We start from the raw sequence: 22,963 nt of genomic DNA, 5'->3' as shown, positions 1-22,963 counted from the left end.
GAGGCGGCGCCGCCGCGGCCGACGGCCCGGAGACCGGCGCCGCCCCCGTGGCCGACCCGGCGGGCGGAGCGCGCGAACCGGCGCGGGCGGGCGTCGGGCGCCGGCTCGTGCTCGGGGGGTGAGGTCGGGGGGACGGACATCGCCTCCGATCCTGCCCCCTGGAGCGGCAGCGGTGGGAGAGCCTCGGGGTGTCGTGTCCGGAACACGATGCGTGGGCGCCGCGTTGTCGAGGCCATGACCTCCTCCGAGCTCGGCATGGCCGAGCGATACCAGCGAGCCCGGGGGCTCTTCGAGCACGGCGAGTACCGGGCGGCCGCCGAGGAGCTGTCGGCGCTCGTCGACGCCAGCGCCTACGAGCCGCCCCTGCACGGCACGACCGAGCTGCGCCTGCTGCTCGCCCGCTCCTACTACCACTCCGCCCAGCTGGGGCGGGCCGAGCGGGTGACCCGGGCGATCCTCGTCGACGACCCGGACGAGGCGTACGCCAACCTCCTGCTCGGGCGCACCCTGCAGCGCCAGGGCCGGCCGGCCGAGGCCCGTCCCCACCTGGCGATGGCCGAGCTGCTCGGCGGGTACGGCGACGCGGGCCGGCTGCCGCCGCTCGTGCGCGACGAGCTGCCCGGCGACGCCGGCGTCGAGGGCGACGGCGAGCAGGGCCCGTCCGCGGGGACCGGGAGCGGGCGATGAGCGACTACGGCCACGCCCTGGAGTTCGGCCTCTTCCCCACCCCCGACGCCGGCGCGCCGGACCGGGTCCTCGAGCTCGCCCAGCTCGCCGACGTCCTCGGGCTCGACCTCGTGAGCGTCCAGGACCACCCCTACCAGGCCGGGCACCTCGACGCCTGGACGCTGCTGTCGGTCATCGGTGCACGCACGAGCACCGTCCGGGTCGCCCCGAACGTCGCCAACCTGCCGCTGCGCCCGCCGGCCGTCCTCGCCCAGGCGGTCGCCTCCCTCGACCTGCTCACCGGCGGCCGGGTCGAGCTCGGCCTCGGCACGGGGGCGTTCTGGGACGCCATCGAGGCCGCGGGTGGCACCCGGCTCGCGCCCCGGGAGGCGGTCGACGCCCTCGTCGAGGCGGTCGAGGTGCTGCGCGCGATGTGGAGCGGCGAGGGCTCGGTGCGCGTCGACGGCACCCACCACCGGGTCGTGGGCCTGCACGCCGGCCCCCGCCCGGCCCACCCCGTCGGCATCTGGCTCGGCGCCTACAAGCCGCGGATGCTGCGGGTCACCGGCCGGCTCGCCGACGGGTGGCTGCCGAGCATGGGCTACGCCGACCCGGAGGACCTCGGCCCGATGAACGCGACCATCGACGAGGCCGCCGTGGCCGCGGGCCGGGCGCCCGAGGACGTGCGGCGCCTGTACAACGTCTTCCCCGGGCCGCGCGGGCTGCGCGGCCGGCCCGGTGACTGGCCCGAGCAGCTCGCGGCCCTGGCCCTCGAGCAGGGGATGTCGACGTTCGTCCTCGGGACCGACGACCCGGCCCTCGTCGAGGCGTGGGCCGGGCAGGTCGCGCCGGCGACCCGCGAGCTCGTCGAGGCCGGCCGGGCCGGGGCGGCCACCCGGCCACCGGAGGCGGCCACGGGCGGGCAGCCGCTGGCCGACCAGGCACCGTCGCAGCGGGCACCCGTCTCCTCGACCGCCACCCCCTTCGTCCCGACCCCGGACGACGGCACCCGGCTGACCGGAGAGCTCGCGTGGGACGAGGCGGCCCGCCCGACCTACCCCGACCGCTCCGGGTCCGCCGGCTACTCCGACGCCGAGCTCGCCGCGCCCCGTCACCTCGTCGAGGTCCACGACCACCTGCGGGCCGAGCTGGCCCAGGTGCGCGACATCGTCGACCAGGTGGCCCGAGGGATGCTCTCGGTCGGGTCCGCGCGCTCGGCGGTCAACGCGATGACGATGCGCCAGAACCAGTGGACCCTCGGGGCCTACTGCGAGTCGTACTGCCGGGTCGTCACCGGCCACCACACCCTCGAGGACCAGGCGATCTTCCCGCATCTGCGCTGGACCGACCCGGAGGCGGCACCGGTCATCACCCGCCTCGAGGAGGAGCACGAGGTCATCCACGACGTCCTCGACGACGTCGACCGCGCGCTCGTCGCGCTCGTCGCCGAGGAGGACGGGGCGCTCGAGCGCCTCCGGCACGTCGTCGACCTGCTCACCGACACCCTGCTCTCGCACCTGGCCTACGAGGAGCGCGAGCTGATGCACCCGCTCGCGCGCCACGGGTTCCACTGACCGCGGGGCCCTGCCCGCCGCCGGGGGCGCTCAGCCGCGCAGCCGACGCAGGAAGCCCCGGCGCCGGCTCTCGGCCCGGTTGGCGCTGCGGACGTCCTCGGCGTGGGTGGGCTGGGCACCGCTCGCGCCCGGAGCCGAGGAGCCGGGGACGACCGAGGCGACGAAGGCCAGCTTGTCGAGGACGGCGGCCGGGATGACGAACGGGTAGAGGTCGTCCTTGCCCATCGAGCGGTTGATCTGGTTCAGCGCGGTCGACAGCGGCACCCAGACCCCGACGACGAGGTCGCGCACGCTCGAGAAGGCCGCCGGTGAGACGGTGAGCAGGCCCTGCTCGGCGGCGGTGTCCACGGTGTCGCAGATGTGCAGGTAGTGCGCGAAGCACTCGGCGAAGTCCTCGAACGGGTGCATCGTCGCGTAGGCGGAGATGTAGTGCTCGCGCCAGTCCGCGGGCGGGCCCTCGGCGTAGTGCCGGTCGATGGCGGCCTGGTAGCCGGCGGTCTCGTCCCCGAACAGCTCTCGGTAGCGCTCGCGCAGCGGGCCGTCGGTGACGAGCTGCCAGTCGTAGTAGTGCCCCACCTCGTGCCGGAAGTGCCCGAGCATGGTCCGGTACGGCTCGTCGAGCTCGACGCGCACCTTCTCCCGCCGGTCGTCGGCCGACTCCGCGAGGTCGATCGTCACCACGCCGTCGGCATGGCCGATGACGACGCTCTCGTCGACGCTGGAGAGCAGGTCGAAGGCCAGCCCGTTGACGGCGTCCTCGTGCTTGCCGATGACGGGGAAGCCGAGGGCGTCCAGCTCGACGACGAGGTGGCGCTTGGCCGCCTCCGCGACGGGCAGCTGGGCCAGGCCGACGGTGTCGTCGTCGGCGGGCCGGGTGCGGGTGAGCTCGCACGCCGAGCACTGCCCGCCCTCGGCCCGGGCCAGCCACGTGCAGGCGGCGACCTCGCGGTTGGCGCAGACGTACCAGAGCATCCCGCCGGCGTCGACGTAGCGCCCCTGGTCGTCGACGGGGACGATCGCCCGCTCCTCGCGGGAGAAGGCGAGCGGGGTGCCGCAGGAGACGCACACGGAGTTCTCGAAGAAGAGCGGGCTGTCACACACCCGGCAGCGGAAGGCACGCACGAGCGCACTATGTCACCCCGCCCCGACCGAGGAGGCGGGGTGTGCACACGGGCCCGCGCCGCGTTCGGGACCGGCGTGCCGCACTCCTCTTTCGCCGGACGGCTGCGGGGCGGAGCCGGCGTTGTCATGCTCGAGGCATGGGCCCTGCCGTGCCTCTCGTCGAGGTCACCGAGCTGTGCGTCTCCCACGGCGACCTCGAGGCCGTCGCCGGGGTGTCCCTCACCGTCGAGCAGGGGGAGATCCACGGCGTCCTCGGACCGAACGGCGCCGGCAAGACGAGCACCGTGGAGACCGTCGCCGGGCTGCGCAGACCGGACTCCGGCAGCGTCCGGGTCGCGGGCATCGACCCGGCCGCCGACCGGAGGGCCGCCACGCGGCTCGTCGGCGTCCAGCTGCAGGAGGCCCAGCTGCAGCCGAAGCTGCGGGTGGGCGAGGCGCTCGCGCTCTGGTCGGCCCTCTACGCCGACCCCGTCCCGTGGCGCGAGCTCGCCGGGCGGCTGGGCCTCGAGGGCCTCCTCGGGCGGCGCTTCGACCGCCTCAGCGGCGGGCAGCGCCAGCGGCTGTCGATCGCCCTGGCCCTCCTCGGCCGGCCCACGCTCGTCATCCTCGACGAGCTGACCACCGGGCTGGACCCCGAGGCCCGGCGCGACACCTGGCAGATCGTCCGCGAGACCCGGGACCGCGGGACGACGGTCCTGCTCGTCACGCACTCGATGGAGGAGGCCCAGCTGCTCTGCGACCGGGTGACCGTCATCGTCGGGGGCCGGGTCCGGGCCACGGGGACGCCGCGCGAGCTCGTCGGCGGTGCCGACGCGACCGTCATGGCCTTCACTCCCGAGCCCGCGCTCGACCCGACCGAGCTCTCGGCGGTCGCCGGGGTCGCGGCAGTCCGCTGCGAGGACGGACGGGTCCTCGTCACCGGCAGCGACGAGGCGGTGCTGCTCGTCCTGGAGCGGCTGCACGCACGCGGTGTCCGACCGGGACGTCTGCGGGTGTCCGACGGCAGCCTCGACCAGGCCTACCTCGACCTCGTACGCCGCCCGGAGACCGCCCGGCCCGAGGAGCGCAGGTGACCACGCACGGCCGGGAGCCCTCGGCGCTGGAGCGCTCGGCCGGCGCCCGCGCGCTGCTGTGGACCGAGGCGCGGCTGTTCGTCCGGGAGCCGGGGGCCTGGTTCTGGGTCCTCGTCTTCCCGACCGCGCTGCTGTGTGCCATCGCGCTGGTCCCGAGCTTCCGGGAGCCCACGCCCGACCTCGGGGGAGCGCGCGTGCTCGACCTCTACGTGCCGGTCTGCGTCCTCCTGGCGGTGCTCGTCGCGGGGGTCCAGACGATGCCGCCGGTCCTCACGAGCTACCGCGAGCGCGGCATCGTCACCCGGTTGCGGACGACACCGCTGTCCGCGGGGACGCTGCTGCTCGCCCAGGTCCTCGTCCACGCGGTGGCGGTGCTGGTCTCCGTGGTCCTCGTGCTGGTCGTGGGACGCGCCGGGTTCGGCGTGCCGCTGCCCGCGTCCCCACTGGGCTACGCCGTGGCCCTCGTGCTCGTCGTCGCGGCGATGAGCGGGCTCGGCGCCCTCGTCACTGCCGTCTCGCCGACGACGAAGGTGGCCCAGGCGGTCGGGACCTCGCTGCTGTTCCCGATGATGTTCACCTCCGGGGTGTGGCTTCCCGTCCAGGTCATGCCGCAGCTGCTGGGCCAGGTGGTCGGGTACACCCCTCTCGGTGCCGGCGCCCAGGCGCTCGGCGACGCGATGGCCGGGGCGTTCCCGTCGGCGCTCGACCTCGGCGTCGTCGCCGGCTGGGCCGTCGTCCTCGGAGTCGCCGCGGTGCGCTGGTTCCGCTGGGCGTGACCCTCACCCCGCGCTGCGGGCCTCGAGGGCGAGCAGCGCCTCCTTCGCCGCCGGGCCGCCGGCGTACCCGCCGACGCCGCCCGCCGCGGGCAGGACACGATGGCACGGCAGCGTGACGCACAGGGGGTTCCCGGCGAGCGCCGTACCGACCGCCCGCGCGGCTCGCGGCCGCCCGAGGTGCTGCGCGAGGGCGGCGTAGGTCGTGCGCCGGCCGTAGCCGACCGACGCCGCCAGGCCGGTGAGCACGAGCCGCTGGAAGTCCGAGAGCAGCGCGAGGTCGGGCTCGACCGCCACCTGCCGCGCCCGGCCCGCGAGGAAGTCCTCGAGGGCCCGGCGCACCGCGTCGGTGGGTCGCGGGTGGCGCAGCACCCGGGGGCTCACCCGCTGAGCGACCCGCTCCAGCCAGTGCTGCTCGTGGGCGGCGTCCGGGGCGAAGGCGGTGGTGAGCACCCGGCCGTCGTCGCGCACGGCGAGCAGCATCCGCCCGAGCGAGGTGTCCTCGAGGACGTAGGAGACGTCGGTCGGCTCCAGCCGGGGCGGACCGGCCAGCGCAGGCGCGAACGCGGTGAACGGGTCGGTCGGTGGTGTCATCGGGGGTCCTCGGGGTCGGTGAGCTCGAGTCGGAGGGTGGCCAGGGCGTCGCTGACGAGACGCCGGCTCATCCCGGGTGAGGTGGCGAGGGCGGCGGCGACGGCCCGGTGGTCGAGGTCGCCGACGAACCGCAGGACCACCGCCTGGCGCTGCCGCTCGGGCAGGGCGCGCACCCGTTGCCAGAGCACGTCGTCCGGGGCCTGCGGAGGTGGCTCGACCGGTGCCTGCGCGAGCGAGGCGGGGTCCTCGTGCGCGGTGGTGCGGCCCCGGGTGCGGTGGTGGTCCATCGCGCACCGGTGGGTGATGGTGAGCAGCCACGAGCGCAGGTTGCGCGCGTGCGTGAGCCGGGGGTAGGCCGCGAGGGCCTGCGTCCAGGCCTGCTGGGCGACGTCGTCCCCGTGGACCGGGCCGGCGAGGCCGTGGGCCAGCCGGGCCACGTCGCGCCAGTGGTCGTCGACGAGCTGCTGGAAGGGTGGGAGGCTCACGATGGTCCAACGGTAGGACGCGCCGTCGTGTGAGCGCGGCCCACCGGCCGCGGTGGAGGGGCCACGAACACGGGGTGAAATGCGCGTGTCGTGGACCCCGGGGCCGACACGGGGGGCGTGCGCCGGGAATGATGGTCGCCGTGACCGTCGAGCAGCACCAGGCCACCGCGACCCCACTCGTCGTCGCCCACCGCGGCGCGAGCGACGAGGAGGCCGAGCACACGCTCCGCGCCTACCGCAAGGCGTTCGCGCACGGCGCCGACGGCGTCGAGTGCGACGTGCGGCTGACCGCCGACCACCACCTCGTGTGCGTCCACGACCGGCGGGTCGAGCGCACCTCCAACGGTGCCGGCGTCGTCTCCACCCTCGAGCTGGCCCGGCTCGAGGAGCTGGACTGGGCCTCGTGGAAGACCCGCCCCGAGGACCTCGAGGCCCCCGACTCCGACCCGGAGCGTGCGCGCCTGCTCACCCTGCGGCGGCTGCTCGCCACCATCGTCGAGGAGGGCGGCGAGCCGATCGTCCTCGTCGAGACCAAGCACCCGACGCGTCACGGCGACGACGTCGAGAAGACCCTCGTGCAGGTCCTGCGCTCCTTCGACCTCGACCGCGGCGACCGGCCCGGCCGGCCGCGCGTACGGGTCATGTCCTTCTCCGCCCGGGCGCTGCAGCGGGTGCACAAGCTCTCACCCCAGGTCCCGCTCGTCCACCTGGTCTCGGCCAAGGGCCCCTCGCTGCCGCTCGACGGGACCCTGCCCAAGGGGGTCGGGGTCGTCGGGCTCGACATCGCCCTCGTCCGGCGCAAGCCCAAGCTCGTGCGCAAGTTCCGCAAGCACGGCCACGGCGTGTTCGTGTGGACCGTCGACGAGACGGCCGACCTGGACCTGTGCCGCGAGCTCGGGGTGGACGTCGTCATCACCAACCGCCCCCGGCGGGCCATCGACCGGTTCGCGGCCGGCGGGTAGGTTGGTGCGGTGACCTCGCCCGACCCGTCCGTCGCCCCGGTGCCGGGCGACACCGACCCCGAGGTCGTCGAGACCTCCGGGCCGGGGGTCGACAGCATCGTCTGCACCGTGCGGGTGCCCGCCGACCCGGCCGCGGTCGCCTCGGTGCGCAAGGCGGTCGTCGCCGACCTCACCGGCCGTGACCTCCCCGAGGACCTCGTCGGCGAGGCCGAGATCGTGGCCTCGGAGCTGCTGACCAACGCGGTCCGCCACGCCCGGCCCCTCTCCGACGGCACGATCCGGGTGCGCTGGAAGATCCGCGGCGAGGTCGTCGAGGTCGAGGTCACCGACGGCGGCGGCGCGACGACGCCCAAGCCGGCGCCGCGCACCGTCTGGCTCTCCTCGGGCCGCGGTCTGCGGATCGTGCGGTCCATGGCCCACGAGTGGGGAGTCACCGAGGACCGCACCGGCAACGTCGTGTGGGCCACCCTCGGCGGGCCGAGCCGCCGGCGCGCCACCTGACGCGAGCGCCGCTCGCCCCCCGCGGGCGGTCCTCTAGGGTGACGCGCATGGGCAAGGCATCCCGACGTCAGCGCGGCCCCGGCCGCTCCGCGAAGGCCACCCGGCCCCGCCCGGCGCCGTTCGAGCCGCGGCCGTTCGCCGGCCTGCCGGGAGAGAGCGAGTGGGTGGCCCTGCGCGAGATCCTCCCCGCGGCCACCGCGGTCGTCTCCGTGCGGCCCGAGCACGTCCCCGACGGGGCACCGAGCGAGGTCACGGTCGCCACCGTCCTCCCGCTCGCCTGGCCCGCGCTGCACCGGGCCGACGGCACGGTGCTCATCGGCACCCAGTCCGGCAGCTCCAGCGGTGACGCCTCGCGCGACCTGGCCGCCCAGCTGCTCGCCGGCCTGGCCGCGCCGGAGGGCACCCCGGTCACCACGACCTCGCCGGCGACCGCCGACACCCCCCGGCTCCAGGACGTCCTCGTCGCCGACGCCCCCGTCGAGGTCACCCTCCACGAGGGTTTCGACTTCTGGGTCGAGGGCCAGGACCTCGAGGGCGAGGCCAAGGAGTCGCTCGAGCGGGCCAACGAGTCGATCGTGCCGACCCGCGCGCTCGAGGCGATGACCTCGGCCTACTGGGTGCGGATCGGCGAGCGGGCCCACATCCGGCTCGTCCTGCCCGAGGACGAGGACCCCGCCACCGACGCGCTCGCCCGGCTGCACGCGGCGGGTGCCGACGGGCTCGGCGACGGGACCCGGCTGCTCGGCGCGTTCCGGGCCTGCGGGCTGCTCGTGCCCGTGTGGGACCTCGACCCCGAGCTCGAGGCATCCGCCCACGAGGACGAGCTCGCCGCCTGGGGTCGGCGCTACGCCGAGGCCCTCGCGCAGGACCGGGCACTCACCGGTGACGAGCGCCGGGCCCGCGCCGGGCTGCTGAGCCGTCAGGTCACCCTCCGCTGATGGCGACCGGCCGGGTCGCCGCCGTCGTGCCGTGCAAGGACGAGGCCGACCGGATCGCCGCGACCGTGCAGGCGGTGGCCGCGCTCGACGTCGTGGGCCGGGTCGTCGTCGTCGACGACGGCAGCGGCGACGCGACGACCGCGGCTGCCGAGGCCGCGGGAGCCGATGTCGTCCGGCACGGCACGAACCGGGGCAAGGCCGCGGCGCTCGAGACCGGCGTGGCCCGGGTCCGTGAGCTCGAGGACCGCGCCGGCGAGCCACCGGCGGCGCTGCTCTTCGTCGACGGCGACCTCCAGGAGACCGCAGCCGCCCTCGGCGTGCTCACCGACGCGGTCCTCGCCGGGTCGGCGGACATGACCGTCGCGACGCTGCCCGAGCAGCTGACCGCCGGCGGCGGCCGTGGCCTCGTCGTCGGCCTGGCCCGCGGCGGGATCGAGCGGCTCACCGGATTCCGTCCCGTGCAGCCGCTCTCGGGGATGCGCTGCCTCTCACCGGCCGCGTACACCGCCGCCACCCCGCTCGCGCGCGGCTGGGGGGTCGAGACGGCACTCACCGTCGACGTCCTGCGGGCCGGCCTGCGGGTGCTCGAGGTCCCGTGCGCACTCCAGCACCGGGTCAGCGGCTCGGACTGGCGGGGGCAGCTGCACCGCGCCGCCCAGTACCGCGACGTCTGGCTCGCCCTCGTCCGGCGCGGGTGGCGTCCGTGGCACCGGGGCTGAGGACGCCACCGGGGGGTACCGGGCCGCTCGGGGCTCGTCGGTCCGAGGGTGCCCGGCGCATCCTCCTCGTGGCCGCCACCGGCCTGCTGCTGCTCGTCGGCCTGAGCCGCCCGAACGCCGCCCAGCCCGACCTGCTGCCCCGCGGCTGGGCCCCCGGTCCGCTGCTGCCGGTCACCCTCGGGCCGGCGACCGTCACCGCGGTGCTCGCGGCGGCCTACCTGCTCGGCGCGGCCGGGGTGCTCGTCGGTCTGCGCCGGGGCGCACGGGCCCTGCGCGGCTGGTGGGGCGCGGGCGGGCTGGCGCTCGGGGCCCTCCTCGTCGCCCCGTTCGGCTCGGCCGACCACATCAGCTACGTCGCCTACGGGCGGATCCTCGTCATGGGCGGGAACCCCTGGGTCGCCTCCCCGCAGACCTGGGCCGGCGGCAGCGACCCGGTGACCAGCCGGGTCGAGGCACCGTGGACGGAGGAGCCGAGCGTCTACGGACCCGCCGCGACCCTCCTGCACGGCCTCTCGGCCGCGCTCGGCGGGCCGCAGCTGCGCCAGGAGGTCTGGGTCTGGCAGCTGCTCGTCGTCCTGGCCTGGCTCGCGACCCGCGCCGCCCTGCGCGCGGCCCTGCCCCAGCGGCTGCACGGGCGGGTCGACGTCGCCTGGACGACCAACCCGCTCGTCCTCGGCGTCGGCGTGCTCGGGGCGCACGTCGACGTGGTGGCCGCGGCCTTCGTCGCCGCCGGGGTGGCGCTCCTCGCACGGCGCCCCGGACCCACGGGTGGGCTGCTGGCCGGGGCCGTGCTCGGCCTCGCCGCCTCGACGAAGGTGACCTACGGGGTGGGCCTGCTCGCCGTCGTCGGCGGGGTGTGGCTGGCCCGGAGGGCCCCGCGGGAGGCCGTCGCCCGCACGGTCGGCCTCGTCGCCGGCTCCGTCCTCGTCGCGGGGGCGCTGCACGCCTGGGCCGGTCCGCACGTGTACGACCAGCTGCGCCGTTCGCGGGACGCGGTGTCGCTGGCGACGCCGTGGCGTCCACTGTTCGAGGCCCTGCGCGGCGACCTCGGCGAGGACCAGGCACGCTCGCTGGTCACCCTCGGCGCCGCCGTCGTCGCCGTGGTGATGGCCGCGGCGCTCGCACGCGCCACCCGGCCTGCGGCGCCGCAGGAGGAGGCCGGGAACCGGCCGGCGGTGCTGGCCCTGTGGCTCGTCGCCGTCCTCGCCCTGGCCTACTCCCTCGCAGCGCCGTACTCGCTGCCCTGGTACGACGTCCTCGTCTGGTCGGCGCTGCCCGCCCTCGTCCCGGGAACGGTGGACCTGCTCGCCCTGGCCCGGCTGGCCGTGATGGCCCTCGCCTACGTCCCCGGGCGGGTCCTCGGGATGACGCCCGCGGTCGAGGCCGCCTCGATGGGGTTCCGGCGCGAGGTCGCCCCGTGGCTCGTGCTGCTCCTGTGGGTGGTGACGCTGGGGGTCAGCGCCGCCGGCGCGCGCGGCGGGTCGGGGCGGTGGTTCGGGCCTCCTCGAGCAGGAAGCCCACCGACACCGACACGATGAGGGGCACCGCGAGGGTGGCTCCGACCGCCGGGATCGCGACCCCGGAGTCGTTGACCGCGAAGCCGATCGCGAGCATGAGGACGAGGGCCACGAGCCCGGGTCGCAGGGTCGGGGCGCCGTCGTAGGAGCGCTGGAGGGCCCGCGAGCCCCACGAGGTCGGGCGGGCGAGGACGTAGACGACGAAGAGCAGGGCGGCCGGTACGAGCAGCGTCAGCGGTGCGTTGCTCGTGAGGATGTCCCAGTTCTGGTGGGCCTTGCGCAGAACGATGTCGCCCGCCGTCCCGTCGATCATCGCCTGGACGAACCGGCCCAGGTGGCTGCGGTCGGCCGGTGCACGCAGCCAGTCCGCCCCCGCCACGCCGAAGAAGACGAGGACCACCGCGACGGCGACGAGCAGCCAGCGCCGCCACGTCATCCGGATGCCGAGGACGGCCAGGACGAGGTAGACCACGGCCGGCAGCAGCGCCGGGGGACCTCCGCCGTCGGCGCCCCAGAACGGTGCGCCGTCGACGAGGAGCGCTCCGAGGCCGAGCACCGCGACCGCGACCGCGGCCGGGCCGGGGGCGCCGCGGAGCACGAGCCACGAGGACACCGCGGTCGCGAGCAGCAGCGTCGCCGTGCCGAACAGCGCGAACGTCGGGTTCCCCATCCCGTAGAAGCGCCCGGCGACCACCGGCTGGAGCCCCATGAGCGAGGACAGCTGCAGGCGCGACCCGGTGACGACGTCGGCGGCGAGCACGGTGGCGGTGACGGCGGAGACGAACGCCATCGGCCCGAGCTGCCAGCGTGCCCACGGCCCCCGCAGCGCGGCTCCGGCGATGACGGCGACGAACGCGAGGACGGCGACGACGACCGCGAGCATCTCCAGCGGGAAGCGCCACCACGGCACGAGGTTGGCGAGGAACGTCGAGACCGGGACCGACGCGGCCGCCACCGACAGCGCCCGTACCCGTAGGAGCACGGTGGTGCGGGTCTCCTCGGACCCGATCCGCCCCTTCCACACGAGCAGGACGAGCAGGTAGACGACGAGCTGGCCGTAGGCGAAGACCTGGAAGAACGGCTCGACGAGACCGTGGACGTCGTGGCTGGCCTCGTCGAGGTCGCGCAGGGCGGTCAGCCGCTCGCGCGCGCGCCGCTCGGAGTTGTCGGCGGCGGGGTCGGAGGTCAGCGGGGAGCCGGTCACCGCGTCGGGCACCGAGAGGCCGACGTCCGCGAGGACGGTCGCGGTCAGGTCGGGGGACTGGGTGAGACCGACCTGGCGGGTCGAGCCCGAGTGGAGCGTCCCCGGCCCGAAGTGCGGCCCGCGGGCGATGACGAGGCGCAGGCGCTCGGAGAGTCCGGCGTCGGCGAGGCTGGCGACGACGAAGTCGGCACCGTTCGGGCCGGCCTCGAGCACCTGGCCGATGCGCTGGTCGATGGCGCGCAGCTGCTCCTCGCGCGACCCGCTGGTGAACTCGCCGTCGGCGACGTCCTGCGGGTCGCGCAGGGCGCCGACGTCGACGAGCGTCACCGGGCAGGTGTTGAGGTCGACGAGGAGGTTCTCCGGGACGAAGTCGGTGTAGTGCTCGACGGTGCCGTCGGGGCGGGCCGCCCCGGCCGCCGCGCCGGCACCGACGGCCTCGACGCACATCCCGGCGTCCTCGACCTGCTCGGCGAGGAGACCGAGGTGGGTGTCGAACGACTGCTCCTCGGCGGCGTCGAGGTAGTCGTCCCACTCGGTGACCCGCCCGTCGACGACCGTGGGGTCCTCGGGGCAGGGGCGGTTGGCCGGGTTGGGCTCGCTGCCCTCGCGGGGGACGCCCGCGCGGGTCCCCGCGGAGAGCCCGAGCCAGCCGTCCCCGGGGCAGGTCGTCGAGGTCACCGACCGCACCGAGAGCGCTGCCGAGGACCCGTCGCGCAGCAGCGACCACAGGTTCGGGGTGGTCTCCTCGTCGACGTCGGACCAGCTGACGCCGCCGGTGCCGACGAGGACGACCGCGCCGGTCTGCTCGGCGTTCGCCGGGGTGGGCGTGGCCACGAGGAGCCCGGCCACCAGGGCGACGAACGCGAGCGCGGGGGCCAGGGCTGCGCGGGTCACGCCGGACAGGGTACGCAGTGCCGGTGAGAATGGTGCGGTGACCACCCGGACCACCGAGGAGCCCGCACCGTCCGCGCCGGCGGGGGGGTGGCGCTGGCTGCTCGGCGGGCTCCTGCTGGCGCTCGCCGCGGCGCCGGTCGTGCTGCGCTACCTCGTGTTCTGGCCGCTGGACCAGTGGCAGGTCGACGTCGAGGTCTACCGCGCCGCGGGGGTGTCGCTGCTCACCGGGCGCCCGGTCTACTCGACCCTCACCGAGCCACCGCAGCTGCTGCCGTTCACCTATCCGCCGTTCGCGGCGTTCCTCGCGGTGCCGCTCGCCCTGCTGCCGTTCGGCGTCGTCGGCTGGCTGTGGGCGGTCCTCCAGGTGCTCGCGACCACCGCCGTCACCTGGCTCGCCGGCCGCCGGCTGCTCGTGCGGGCCGGGCGCTGGGCGCCGCTCGCGCTCGCGGGGCTCACCGCGCCGATGCTCTGGCTGCACCCCGTCGCCGACGGCATCCGGTTCGGCCAGGTCAACGCCTTCCTCGTGCTGGCCTGCCTCGTCGACCTCCAGGCGCCGCGCCCGGGGCTCGTGCGCCGGCTCCCGCGGGGTGTCCTCGTCGGGCTGGCGACGGCGGTCAAGCTGACGCCGGGGGTCTTCGTCGTCCACCTGCTGGTGACCCGCCGGTGGCGCGAGGCGGGCACGGCGGTGGCCACCGCCGTCGCCGCCACCGTCGCCGCCGCGGTGCTCGTGCCGTCGGCGTCGTGGACGTACTGGACGAGCGCGCTGCGCGACCCCGACCGTCTCGGCCCGAACGCGGGGACGTCCAACCAGTCGGTGCGTGGGCTGCTCCTGCGCCTCGGGCCGGAGGGGACGGCCGGGACGCTCCTCTGGGCCGGCATCGTCCTGCTCCTCGCGCTGGCCGGGTTCCGGCTGGCCGCCCGGCGGTACCAAGCCGGCGACCCCGTCGGCGAGGTCGCCGTCGTCGGGCTGCTCGCGTGCCTCCTCTCGCCCGTGGCGTGGATCCACCACTACCACTGGGTGGTCGTCGTCGTCCTCGCCGTCCTCGGCGCCGACCCGTGGCGCGACCGGCGCCGGGTGTGGGCGGCGGCCGGTGTCGTCGTGTTCTTCACGATGCGCCTTCCGTGGTGGGGGATCAGCTGGCTCGCGCACCCGGACTGGCCGCGGTGGGCCGGCCGGGCCCTCCAGAACGCGGACGTCGCCGGTGCCCTCGGCTGCCTCGTCCTGCTGTGGTGGCTCGGCCGGGCAGCGGGGGAGGGCCGGCCGGCACCCGGGGACACCCCGGCGGACGACGGCGCCGCGCGCCGGGCCTCCGCCCTAGCCTGAGGGCATGTCGTCGCAGCCGCTCCCCGACGGGCTCGTCGCCGGGCTCCTCGGCGCGGGGGTCGTGCTCGCACTCGTCGGCGTCGTCGTCCTCCTCGTCCGCACCGCGGCGACCCGCCGCCGCGTCGCCGCCCTCGAGGCGCACCGGCCCGCCGGGGAGGGCGACCTCGCCGTGCTGCGGGCCGAGGTCGCCCAGGCGCTGCGGCACGTGGCCGTGGTGCGCTACGACGCCTTCGGCGACATGGGTGGCCGGCTGAGCTTCAGCGCCGCGCTCGTCGACGACCGCGGCGACGGCCTCGTCATCAGCTCGATCCACGCCCGCGGTGAGTCGCGGACGTACGCCAAGGGTGTCGTCGGCGGCACGCCCGACGCGACCCTGACCCCCGAGGAGCAGCAGGCCCTCGCCGCCGCCCGCACCGGGAAGGAACGCCCATGACCCCCCGCCCCCGCCGCCTCGGCTACCTCGGCCCCGAGGGGACGTTCACCTCGATGGCCCTGGACGCCTGGCCGCAGGCCGAGGGGGCCCAGCGGGTCCCCTTCGGCTCGGTCGACGCCGCCGTCGCGGCGGTCCGCGCGGGCGAGGTCGACGCGACGATGGTGCCGATCGAGAATTCCGTCGAGGGAGGTGTGTCGGCCACCCTCGACGCCCTCGCCAACGGCGACCCGCTGCTCGTGACCGGCGAGGTGCTCGTGCCGGTCTCCTTCGTGCTCGCCGCCCGCTCCGGCACGGCCCTGGCGGACGTGCGCGCCGTCGGCACACACTCGCACGCGTGGGCCCAGGTGCGTGGGTGGATGGCGGCCAACCTGCCCGGCGCCACGTACGTCCCGACGCTGTCGACCGCCGCCGCCGCGCAGACCCTCGGGGCGGTCCACGAGGGGCGCGCGGCCGCGTCCGGCCGGCCGGTGTTCGACGCGGCGGTGTGTGCCCCCGCCGCCGCCACCCTGCACCGCCTGGAGGTGGTCGCCGACGGGATCGGGGACCGGACGGGTGCGGTCACCCGGTTCGTGCTCGTCGCCCGCCCCGGAGCGCTCCCGGAGCCGACCGGGGCCGACAAGACCACCGTCGTGCTCTACCAGCGCCAGGACCACGCCGGTGGCCTGCTCGAGCTGCTCGAGCAGTTCGCCGCCCGTGGCATCAACATGACCCGCCTGGAGTCCCGCCCGACGAAGGCGTCGATGGGCTCGTACTGCTTCTCGGTCGACATCGAGGGGCATGTCCGCGACGAGCGCCTCGGTGAGGCCCTCATGGGCCTGCGGCGAATCTGCGCCGAGGTGCGCTTCCTCGGCTCCTACCCCCGGGCGGACCGGCAGCGGGCGACGATCGCGCCGCAGGCGAGCGACGCGGACTTCGCCGCCGCCCGCGCCTGGCTGCACACCATCCGCGACGGCGGGGTCTGAGGCCCTCCCGGCAGCTCACGCCCCGGTCTGCTCGTCGGGGCCGAGAGCGGTGGGGATGCCACCCGCCGCCGTGTGCGTGCTGACCCAGGCGTCGACCTGCCGCCAGCGGGCCTCGAGCCACGCGGCGAAGGCGACCGGCTCGTCGGGGACGTCCTCGGCCCGGTAGGTCCAGGTGCGCACGAGGAAGGGCCGGTCGTGGAAGGGCATCGCCTCCCAGACGAGCCGGGCACTGCTCAGCTGGCCGTAGCCGGCGTGCGCGACGATCATGACGTCGGCGTCCGGGCGGGCGGACCGCGCGGCCCAGGCGCCGCGGACCTTGGGCGGCAGGACGTTGACGAGCCGCTCGGCGCGCTCGGCGCGCTCGTCCTCGCCGCCCCGGCGCAGCCGCTCGATGAGCCGGGCCCGCCGCGCCGGCGTCCAGTTCTCGCCCTCGGGGAAGAGCAGCAGGACGTCGTCGGGCGCGAGCGAGGCCGCCATCCCGCGCACCCCGGCGAGCCGGTCCCGCCCGGCGGACGGCACGAAGTAGGAGTCCAGCCGGGTGAGGAGGGTGTCCACGCCCGGGTCCCAGCGCAGGGCCTCGGCGAGCACGATCCGCGGCAGCCGGCCGGCCGTGCGCGCCAGCAGCCAGGCGATGGCCAGTGAGTCGAACGGGCCGGCGTGCCGGGCGAGGGCGAGCAGCGGCCGGCCGTCGGTGCCGAAGTGCATCCGGTCGCTCAGCCGTACCTCGAGCCCGAGCCAGCGGCGGGTGTAGAACATCAGCGCGTCCAGCGCCTCGGTGAAGACCCGCTCGTGGGCGCGGCGCCACGGCACCCGCCCCGAGGTCACCGAGCCGGCGGCGAGCGCCCAGCACCGCGCGAGGGTGCGGATGTCGACCCACAGCAGGAGCACGGCGAGGCAGGCCATCCGCAGCAGCCGGGCCCGGCGGTCGACCAGCGCGTGCACGGCGCCGGCGAGCACGACGGGCACCATGAGGCCGGTGACGACGACCCCGACGAGCGGCCACAGGGGCGCCAGGAGGCGGCGCACCGCCGGCGGCGGCGGCGGGATGCTCCGGGCGCGCATGCGGGTGAGCCTAGAGGCGCGCACCGACCGGCGGGAGCGGCCCGACGCCCTCGAGGCCCCCCGAGCGGGGTGCTCAGAGGGCCTCGAGGTAGGCGGCGGAGGCCGCGTAGGCCTGCTCGGCCCGCTCGCGCATCCGGGCCGTGCGGGCGGCCCGGACCGGCAGGTTCGGGGCCGCGGTGGCGCCGCTCGGGAGGACGTGGGTCTCCACGCTCGCGGGGAGGGAGGCCATCTCGTGGACGAACCGGTGCCGCCGGGCGATCTCGAAGGCGACGGTGCCGACCTGCCACGGGTGGCGCGGTGGGGCGAGCGGCTGCTCGACCCGGCCGACCTGGAGGACGAAGACCCGGGCCGCCCCGAGCTCCACGGCCCGGCCGACGGGGATGGAGTGCACGAGACCGCCGTCGAGGAAGTGCCGCCCCCCGATCTCCACCGGCGGGAAGAGCCCGGGGACCGAGCACGAGGCGACGACCGGCCACGAGAGCTCCCCGGCCGAGAACCACGCCGCGCTCGCGTCCTCGATGCACGCCGCGACGCACTGGAAGGGGACCGCGAGCTCCTCGAAGGTGTCGACCGGCAGGTACTCGTCGACGATGCGGCGCAGCGGCCCGTTGGAGAGCAGGTGGGTGCGCGAGCGGGCGACCCGCGCCACCTGGCGCACGGGGTTCTCCAGGAAGACGCCGTCGCGGACGACGGCCTCCCAGACCTCCGCCAGCCGGGAGGCTCCCGCGGGGGTGGGGTCGGCGGCGACGAACGCGCCGTTGAGCGCCCCGATGCTCGTGCCGAGGACGACGTCCGGCACGACGCCGGCCTCGGTGAGCGCCCGCACCATCCCGAGCTGGGTGGCGCCGAGGACCCCGCCGCCGCCGAGGACGAACGCGGTGCGCCCGCCACCGGGGGAGGTCCGGCGCGAGGGCATGGGTCCATCATGCCGCCGAAGGGTGCGGCGCAAACGCCCCCTCGTCAGGCGAAGAGCGCCTCGCCGGGGAAGCGGCCGGTCTCGCCGATGCCCGGTGGCACCGCGAACAGCGCCGACGCGTGGTGCTGGAGGTACTCGGTCAGGGCGTCCTGCTGGGTCATCTTCGTGAGCACCGGGTAGAAGTGCGTGCGCGGGTCACGGACGAAGGCGATGAAGAACAGCCCGGCGTCCAGCCGGCCGAGGGAGTCGTTGCCGTCGGCGTAGTTGTAGCCGCGCCGGAGCATCCGGACCCCGTCGTTGGTGTCCGGGTGGACCACCCGGACGTGGGAGTCGACGGGGACCCGCAGGGCGCCCTCGTCGTCGCGCGCCGCGAGGTCGATGGGGGCGAACTCGTCCTCGGCGGTGGGCTCGACCACCGACAGGGGCGCGCCGTGGCGCTTGGAGCGGCCGATGAAGGCGTCCTGGTCGCGCAGGCTCTGCCGGTCCCAGACCTCGAGGAACATCCGGATCTTGCGGACGACGAAGTAGGTCCCGCCGACCATCCACGGTGCTGCGGAGTCGTCCCCGTCCTGCACCCACAGGTGCTCGGCGAGCTCGGCCCGGCCGTCCTCGGCCTTGAGGTTGGCGGTGCCGTCCTTGTACCCGAAGAGGTTGCGCGGGGTGTCCTGCCCGGTCGTCGTCGAGGAGGTCCGGCCGAAGCCGACCTGGCTCCACCGCAGGGTGGCCCGGCCGAACGCGATCCGGGTCAGGGTGCGCAGGGCGTGCATGCACACCTGGGCGTCGTTGCCGCAGATCTGGACGAGCAGGTCGCCGTCGGAGTCGGCCTCGCGGAGGGTCTCGTTGGCGAACCGGGGCACGCCGTCGGCGAGGACGGCGGGCATCCGGTCCTTCAGACCGAACCGGTCGGCGCCGTCGGCGTCGACGAAGAGCGAGCGCCCGTAGCCGAAGGTGACCGTCAGGCCGGCCGGTGGGTAGCCCCACGCCTCGCCGGTGTCCCGCGGCGGGAGCCGCTCGTCCTGGTAAGCCTCCCCGCCGACGAGCTCACCGGCGGCCATCTGCTCGGCCGCGGTCGACCACTCCTGGAGCAGCGCCGCGACCTCCTCCCGCTCGTCGGCGCGCACGTCGAAGGCGGCGGCGACGAGCCGGTCCTGGGCCGGGGTGATGATCCCCGACTGGGTGTCCCCCCGGTAGGGGGCCGCGTCCGCGACGTGCGCCCCGCCCGGGCCGTCGTCGACGGCCCGGGCGAGGGCGTAGCCCGCCGCGACCCCTCCGGCCGCGGCGAGGCCTCCGGCGCCGAAGAACGAGCGGCGCGAGAGGCCTCGGCGGCTCGGCCGGGCGTCGGGGGCGGTCGGGGTGGTGTCCTCGGAGCCGCTGGGCGTCATTCCAGGACCACCGCGGCCACCTTCGAGAGGGCCTCGGAGAGCCCGTTCACGGCGTCGGAGAACTGCCGCTGCACGTCGGTGTACGAGGAGTCGTCGGGGGTCTCGCCGGCGTTCTTCTGCACCGCGGCGACGTCGGCGTAGGACGGGTAGCTCGGCTCGTCGCCCGAGCCGCTGCCGTCCTGCTGGGCCTTCAGGAGGTCCTCGATGTCGGCGAACTGCTCGGTGATCGAGGCGTCGAGGTCGGGGTCCTTCTGCTCGACGATCGGCGCGACGTTGGCGTAGGCGACCTGGGCGCCCTCGACGTTGGCCTGGAAGTCGTAGAGGTCGGTGTGGCTGAAGGTCTCCTCCTCGCCGACGATCTTGCTCAGCGCGACCTCCTCCATGAGGCCGCCGGCACCGTTGGCGATGTCCTCGAGGGTCACCGCGAAGGGCTTGCCGTCGGCGTTCGTGCGCTCACCGAAGACGAAGTCGTAGAGCACCTGGGTGTTCTCCACGAGGGCGTCCGCCTCGGCCTGGCGCTCGGCGTCGTCGGCGAAGGTGAACGGCGAGTCCTCCGGCGTGAAGAGGTCGGCCTCGATCCGGTGCCAGCCGTGCCAGTCGGCGAGCACGTCGGGGTCGGACACCGAGGACCCGGCGTCGGCGGCGACGTCCTGGACCCGGATGTCGAGGGCGGTGTCGAGGTCGCCGGCCTCCTCGAGGCCGAAGGCCTCCGCGGTCGGCTCGATGCGCTCGTAGTGCATCCGGGCCAGCGGGAAGAGCCGTCGGGCGGTGGCGGTGTCACCGGAGGTGTAGGCGTCGGCGAACTCCTCGGTGGCGGTGACGAGCGCGCCGACCTGGTCCTTGATGTACCCGGTGTACTTCGTCACCGCCTCGTCCTGGAGGGCCTTGACGTCGTCGCTGACCTCGACCTCCTCGCCCGGGGTCACGGTGAACTCGGCGAGGCCGACGAAGTCGCCGACCATGTTCGGCTTGCACGCCGTGTAGTAGGTGCCCTCCGGCAGCGAGGTCGTCAGGTCGGTCGTCGTGCCGGGCCCGATGTTCTCCTTCTCGCTGATGATCTGCAGCTTGTCCTCGGCGAGCACCTCGAACTCGTTGGCGACCGTGCCGGTGTTCTCGATCGAGAAGGTCACCGCGCCCGAGGGTGCGCTCGCCGCGGACACCTCGCAGCCGGAGTCGGTCGCGGTGACGGTCAGCGGACCGTCCTCCCCGGAGGCCGAGGAGCCCGAGGTGTTGTCGGCGCACGCGGACAGCGCCAGCGTGAGCAGGGCCGCCGGGGCGATGGCGAGGGCGAACGAGCGGTTCATGAGGTGGCGTACTCCTTGGGCGTGGCGGCCGCGGGGCGCGACTGACGGGACTGGCGGGCGAAGAAGACGAGCGTGGGCACGAGGTAGAGCCACCAGGCGATCACCTGGAGGACGGTCGGCTGGAGGTTGGCCTGGAACATCGCCTGGGCCAGGACGTACACCCAGTGCACGGGCGAGGTCTGGGCGGGCAGGTAGCCGGAGAGGTCCCAGGCGTGCTGCATGATCCCGGGCAGCACACCGGCCTCCTGCAGGTCGCCGACGCCGTAGGCGACGATGCCTGCGGCCACGAGGACGAGCAGGGCGCCGGTGACGACGAAGAAGCGCCGCAGGTTGACCCGCACCGCGCCGCGGTAGACGACGTAGCCGATGACGACCGCGACGGCGAGGCCGGAGACGACGCCGACGACGGTGAGCGCGGTCTCGGCCTGGACGGCCGAGCGGACGGTGGCCCAGATGAACAGGGCGGTCTCCAGGCCCTCCCGGCCGACGGCGAGCACGGCGATCCACACGACGCCGCGCCCGGTCGTGTCCTTGTCGAGGGAGGTCGACAGCTGGCCCTCGAGCTCGCCCTTGATGTGCCGGGCGTGCGAGGCCATCCAGAAGATCATCCACGTGACCAGGCCGGCGGCGAGCAGCGAGAGCACCCCGCCGATGACCTCCTGGGCCTGGAAGGTCAGCGTCTTGGGCCCCCAGGTGAGCACGGCGCCGAGGGCGAGCGGCAGGGCGGCCGCGACGGCGACCCCCACCCACATCTTGGTGAGCGCCTCGCGGTGGCCGCTCTTGATGAGGTAGGCCGCGATGATGCCCACGACGAGGGCGGCCTCGACGCCCTCCCGGAGGGCGATGAGGAAGTTGGCGAGGAACATGACGGGGGATCCGATCTGGTTAGGCTTACCTAACCGGACAGTAGCACCGGCCCCCACCGGAGCCCAACGGCGTCCCTCGCTGCGGAACCTCCGCCGGGCGGGGGCACCCTGCGGGCAGCCGTGCTCACCTGCGAGGAGACCCGGCCGGGGGGTAGCGCGGGGTGCTCCCGGCACGCGAGGGTGGACCCCATGACCGCGCCCACGACCGTCATCCTCTTCGGCGCCACCGGCGACCTCGCCCAGCGCAAGCTCCTCCCGGGGCTGCTGCACCTGTTCCAGACCCGGCTGCTCGACGACCTGCGGGTCGTCGGCACCTCCCTGGACGACATCTCCCTCGAGGACTTCCGCGACCTCGCGCTCACCGCCATCCGCGAGCACAGCACCCGGGACATCGAGGAGTCGGACTGGCGCGACTTCGTCCAGCGGCTCGACTACGCGCCGCTCTCGGCCGGGCCGGAGGCGCTGCGCCGGGCCGTCGACGAGGCCGAGGCCCAGCTGCCCGGCGACACCACCTTGCGGCTGCACTACCTCGCCGTGCCCCCCAAGGCCGCGCTCGCGGCCGTCCAGACCATCGCCGACGCGGGCCTCGTCGAGAACAGCCGGGTGGTCATGGAGAAGCCGTTCGGGCACGACCACGCCACGGCGGTCGCGCTCAACGGGCACCTGCACGAGGTCTTCGACGAGGACCAGATCTTCCGGATCGACCACTTCCTCGGCAAGGAGCCCGCGCAGAACATCCTCGCCTTCCGGTTCGCCAACGGGCTCTTCGAGCCGATCTGGCACCGCAACAACATCTCGCACGTCCAGATCGACGTGCCGGAGACCCTGGGGCTCTCGCAGCGGGCGGACTTCTACGAGGCGACCGGCGCCTACCGCGACATGATCGTCACCCACCTGTTCCAGATCCTCGCGTTCACCGCGATGGAGCCGCCGACCGCGCTCGAGCCGGCGGCCATCAGCCGGGAGAAGAACAAGGTCTTCCGCTCGATGCAGCCGATCGTGCCCACCGACGTCGTGCGCGGGCAGTACAGCGGCTACCACGACGAGCCGGGCGTCGCCCCCGACTCCGAGACCGAGACGTTCGTCGCCCTGAAGTGCTTCGTCGACAACTGGCGCTGGGCCGGGGTGCCGTTCTTCCTGCGCACCGGCAAGCGGATGGCCGAGGGGGCGCGGATCATCTCCATCGCGTTCCGGGAGCCGCCGCAGTCGATGTTCCCCAAGGGCTCCGGGGTCGGGGACCAGGGCCCGGACCACCTCACCTTCGACCTCGCCGACCGCTCGCGGATGTCGCTCTCGTTCTACGGCAAGCGCCCCGGCCCGGGCTTCCGGCTCGACAAGCTCTCGATGCAGTTCTCGATGCACGAGACCGACTGGGCCGGCGCCGTGCTCGAGGCCTACGAGCGGCTCATCTACGACGCCGCCCGGGGGGACCGCACCCTCTTCACCGCGGCCACCGGCATCGAGCGGCTGTGGGAGATCAGCCAGCCGTTGCTCGACAACCCCCCGCCGGTGCACCCCTACGCCCAGGGGACGTACGGGCCGAACCAGATCCACCAGCTCATCGCGCCGTTCACCTGGCGGTTGCCGTTCGAGCGGAAGTGGCGCGAGAAGCGGGTCTGACCCCACCGGCGCGGGCCCGGGCAACGCCCGGACGCGGGCCGGAGCGGGACCGGTGATCGACGCCTACGGGGT

At 75.2% G+C, this 22,963-nt stretch carries 22 protein-coding genes; 13 read left to right on the top strand and 9 right to left on the bottom strand.

The window, feature by feature from the left end:
• Positions 1 to 255 precede the first annotated feature (255 nt).
• Entirely contained in the window at positions 256 to 687 is a 432-nt protein-coding gene (locus G8D98_RS04530; RefSeq protein WP_223179074.1) for a tetratricopeptide repeat protein, read from the top strand.
• A complete protein-coding gene (locus G8D98_RS04525) occupies positions 684 to 2,240 on the top strand; it encodes an LLM class flavin-dependent oxidoreductase (RefSeq protein WP_166099637.1) in 1,557 nt (518 codons plus the stop codon). Before G8D98_RS04530 ends, G8D98_RS04525 begins: the two co-directional genes overlap by 4 nt.
• Positions 2,241 to 2,270: 30 nt before the next feature.
• Here G8D98_RS04525 and G8D98_RS04520 read toward each other — a convergent pair whose 3' ends face one another.
• Positions 2,271 to 3,362 (bottom strand): zinc-binding metallopeptidase family protein, encoded by a 1,092-nt coding sequence (locus G8D98_RS04520; protein WP_166099636.1) that lies wholly within the window; start codon positions 3,360 to 3,362, stop codon positions 2,271 to 2,273.
• A gap of 137 nt (positions 3,363 to 3,499) precedes the next feature.
• Here G8D98_RS04520 and G8D98_RS04515 point away from each other — a divergent pair, with 137 nt between their 5' ends.
• Together G8D98_RS04515 and G8D98_RS04510 are read left to right on the top strand one after the other, a co-directional pair.
• The gene (locus tag G8D98_RS04515; RefSeq protein WP_166099633.1) at positions 3,500 to 4,435 is read left to right on the top strand and encodes an ABC transporter ATP-binding protein; all 936 of its coding nucleotides are present in this window, start codon (positions 3,500 to 3,502) and stop codon (positions 4,433 to 4,435) included.
• Positions 4,432 to 5,211 carry an ABC transporter permease gene (locus tag G8D98_RS04510; RefSeq protein ID WP_229661859.1) on the top strand — a complete coding sequence of 260 codons (780 nt, stop codon included), beginning with the start codon at positions 4,432 to 4,434 and terminating at the stop codon, positions 5,209 to 5,211. Before G8D98_RS04515 ends, G8D98_RS04510 begins: the two co-directional genes overlap by 4 nt.
• A gap of 3 nt (positions 5,212 to 5,214) precedes the next feature.
• Here G8D98_RS04510 and G8D98_RS04505 read toward each other — a convergent pair whose 3' ends face one another.
• Both G8D98_RS04505 and G8D98_RS04500 read right to left on the bottom strand, forming a co-directional pair.
• Complete coding sequence (locus tag G8D98_RS04505; RefSeq protein WP_166099631.1) at positions 5,215 to 5,802, bottom strand: methylated-DNA--[protein]-cysteine S-methyltransferase; 588 nt, start codon at positions 5,800 to 5,802, stop codon at positions 5,215 to 5,217.
• A complete protein-coding gene (locus tag G8D98_RS04500) occupies positions 5,799 to 6,287 on the bottom strand; it encodes an RNA polymerase sigma factor (protein WP_166099629.1) in 489 nt (162 codons plus the stop codon). Before G8D98_RS04500 ends, G8D98_RS04505 begins: the two co-directional genes overlap by 4 nt.
• Before the next feature lie 140 nt (positions 6,288 to 6,427).
• On the opposite strand from G8D98_RS04500, the gene G8D98_RS04495 reads away from it, so the two are divergent.
• The 5 genes from G8D98_RS04495 to G8D98_RS04475 all read left to right on the top strand — a co-directional run bounded on the left by G8D98_RS04495 (position 6,428) and on the right by G8D98_RS04475 (position 10,945).
• On the top strand, positions 6,428 to 7,249 hold the full coding sequence (locus G8D98_RS04495) for a glycerophosphodiester phosphodiesterase family protein (RefSeq protein ID WP_223179075.1): 822 nt from the start codon (positions 6,428 to 6,430) through the stop codon (positions 7,247 to 7,249).
• A 9-nt stretch (positions 7,250 to 7,258) separates the two neighbouring features.
• On the top strand, positions 7,259 to 7,750 hold the full coding sequence (locus G8D98_RS04490) for an ATP-binding protein (RefSeq protein WP_229661860.1): 492 nt from the start codon (positions 7,259 to 7,261) through the stop codon (positions 7,748 to 7,750).
• A 47-nt stretch (positions 7,751 to 7,797) separates the two neighbouring features.
• Positions 7,798 to 8,688, top strand: a complete 891-nt coding sequence (locus G8D98_RS04485) for a DUF5926 family protein (RefSeq protein ID WP_166099626.1) — start codon at positions 7,798 to 7,800, stop codon at positions 8,686 to 8,688.
• Positions 8,688 to 9,407, top strand: coding sequence for a glycosyltransferase (locus G8D98_RS04480; RefSeq protein WP_166099624.1), 720 nt, complete (start codon positions 8,688 to 8,690; stop codon positions 9,405 to 9,407). The genes G8D98_RS04485 and G8D98_RS04480 overlap by 1 nt, the downstream gene beginning before the upstream one ends.
• Positions 9,408 to 9,475: 68 nt before the next feature.
• Positions 9,476 to 10,945: an MptA/MptB family glycosyltransferase gene (locus tag G8D98_RS04475; protein ID WP_166099623.1), complete on the top strand. Its 1,470-nt coding sequence runs from the start codon at positions 9,476 to 9,478 to the stop codon at positions 10,943 to 10,945.
• On the opposite strand, the gene G8D98_RS04470 is transcribed toward G8D98_RS04475, so the two are convergent.
• Positions 10,863 to 13,022 (bottom strand): hypothetical protein, encoded by a 2,160-nt coding sequence (locus G8D98_RS04470; RefSeq protein ID WP_166099621.1) that lies wholly within the window; start codon positions 13,020 to 13,022, stop codon positions 10,863 to 10,865. The genes G8D98_RS04475 and G8D98_RS04470 overlap by 83 nt on opposite strands.
• A gap of 37 nt (positions 13,023 to 13,059) precedes the next feature.
• Here G8D98_RS04470 and G8D98_RS04465 point away from each other — a divergent pair, with 37 nt between their 5' ends.
• The 3 genes from G8D98_RS04465 to pheA are packed head-to-tail and all read left to right on the top strand — an operon-like array spanning position 13,060 to position 15,741.
• The gene (locus G8D98_RS04465) at positions 13,060 to 14,346 is read left to right on the top strand and encodes a glycosyltransferase 87 family protein (RefSeq protein WP_166099620.1); all 1,287 of its coding nucleotides are present in this window, start codon (positions 13,060 to 13,062) and stop codon (positions 14,344 to 14,346) included.
• Positions 14,347 to 14,350: 4 nt separating this feature from the next.
• Positions 14,351 to 14,779, top strand: a complete 429-nt coding sequence (locus G8D98_RS04460) for a DUF4446 family protein (RefSeq protein WP_166099618.1) — start codon at positions 14,351 to 14,353, stop codon at positions 14,777 to 14,779.
• Positions 14,776 to 15,741, top strand: a complete 966-nt coding sequence (gene pheA / locus G8D98_RS04455; protein ID WP_166099616.1) for a prephenate dehydratase — start codon at positions 14,776 to 14,778, stop codon at positions 15,739 to 15,741. Before G8D98_RS04460 ends, pheA begins: the two co-directional genes overlap by 4 nt.
• 15 nt (positions 15,742 to 15,756) lie before the next feature.
• On the opposite strand, the gene G8D98_RS04450 is transcribed toward pheA, so the two are convergent.
• From G8D98_RS04450 to efeU, 5 genes are all read right to left on the bottom strand, one after another.
• Entirely contained in the window at positions 15,757 to 16,803 is a 1,047-nt protein-coding gene (locus G8D98_RS04450) for a 1-acyl-sn-glycerol-3-phosphate acyltransferase (RefSeq protein ID WP_166099614.1), read from the bottom strand.
• 73 nt (positions 16,804 to 16,876) lie between these two features.
• Positions 16,877 to 17,719 (bottom strand): patatin-like phospholipase family protein, encoded by an 843-nt coding sequence (locus G8D98_RS04445; protein ID WP_166099611.1) that lies wholly within the window; start codon positions 17,717 to 17,719, stop codon positions 16,877 to 16,879.
• Positions 17,720 to 17,763: 44 nt separating this feature from the next.
• Positions 17,764 to 19,101 carry an iron uptake transporter deferrochelatase/peroxidase subunit gene (gene efeB / locus G8D98_RS04440; protein WP_166099609.1) on the bottom strand — a complete coding sequence of 446 codons (1,338 nt, stop codon included), beginning with the start codon at positions 19,099 to 19,101 and terminating at the stop codon, positions 17,764 to 17,766.
• Positions 19,098 to 20,405, bottom strand: a complete 1,308-nt coding sequence (gene efeO / locus G8D98_RS04435) for an iron uptake system protein EfeO (protein ID WP_166099606.1) — start codon at positions 20,403 to 20,405, stop codon at positions 19,098 to 19,100. The genes efeB and efeO overlap by 4 nt, the downstream gene beginning before the upstream one ends.
• The gene (gene efeU / locus G8D98_RS04430) at positions 20,402 to 21,271 is read right to left on the bottom strand and encodes an iron uptake transporter permease EfeU (RefSeq protein ID WP_166099604.1); all 870 of its coding nucleotides are present in this window, start codon (positions 21,269 to 21,271) and stop codon (positions 20,402 to 20,404) included. Before efeU ends, efeO begins: the two co-directional genes overlap by 4 nt.
• A gap of 189 nt (positions 21,272 to 21,460) precedes the next feature.
• On the opposite strand from efeU, the gene zwf reads away from it, so the two are divergent.
• Positions 21,461 to 22,891 carry a glucose-6-phosphate dehydrogenase gene (gene zwf, locus G8D98_RS04425; protein ID WP_166099601.1) on the top strand — a complete coding sequence of 477 codons (1,431 nt, stop codon included), beginning with the start codon at positions 21,461 to 21,463 and terminating at the stop codon, positions 22,889 to 22,891.
• Positions 22,892 to 22,963: the final 72 nt, after the last annotated feature.

Origin of the sequence: Phycicoccus endophyticus (assembly GCF_011326735.1) — a bacterium.
GTDB classification, from domain to species: Bacteria; Actinomycetota; Actinomycetes; order Actinomycetales; family Dermatophilaceae; genus Phycicoccus; species Phycicoccus endophyticus.
The sequence above is the reverse complement of the archived record's forward strand: the minus strand, read 5'-3'. Positions and strand labels throughout refer to the sequence as shown.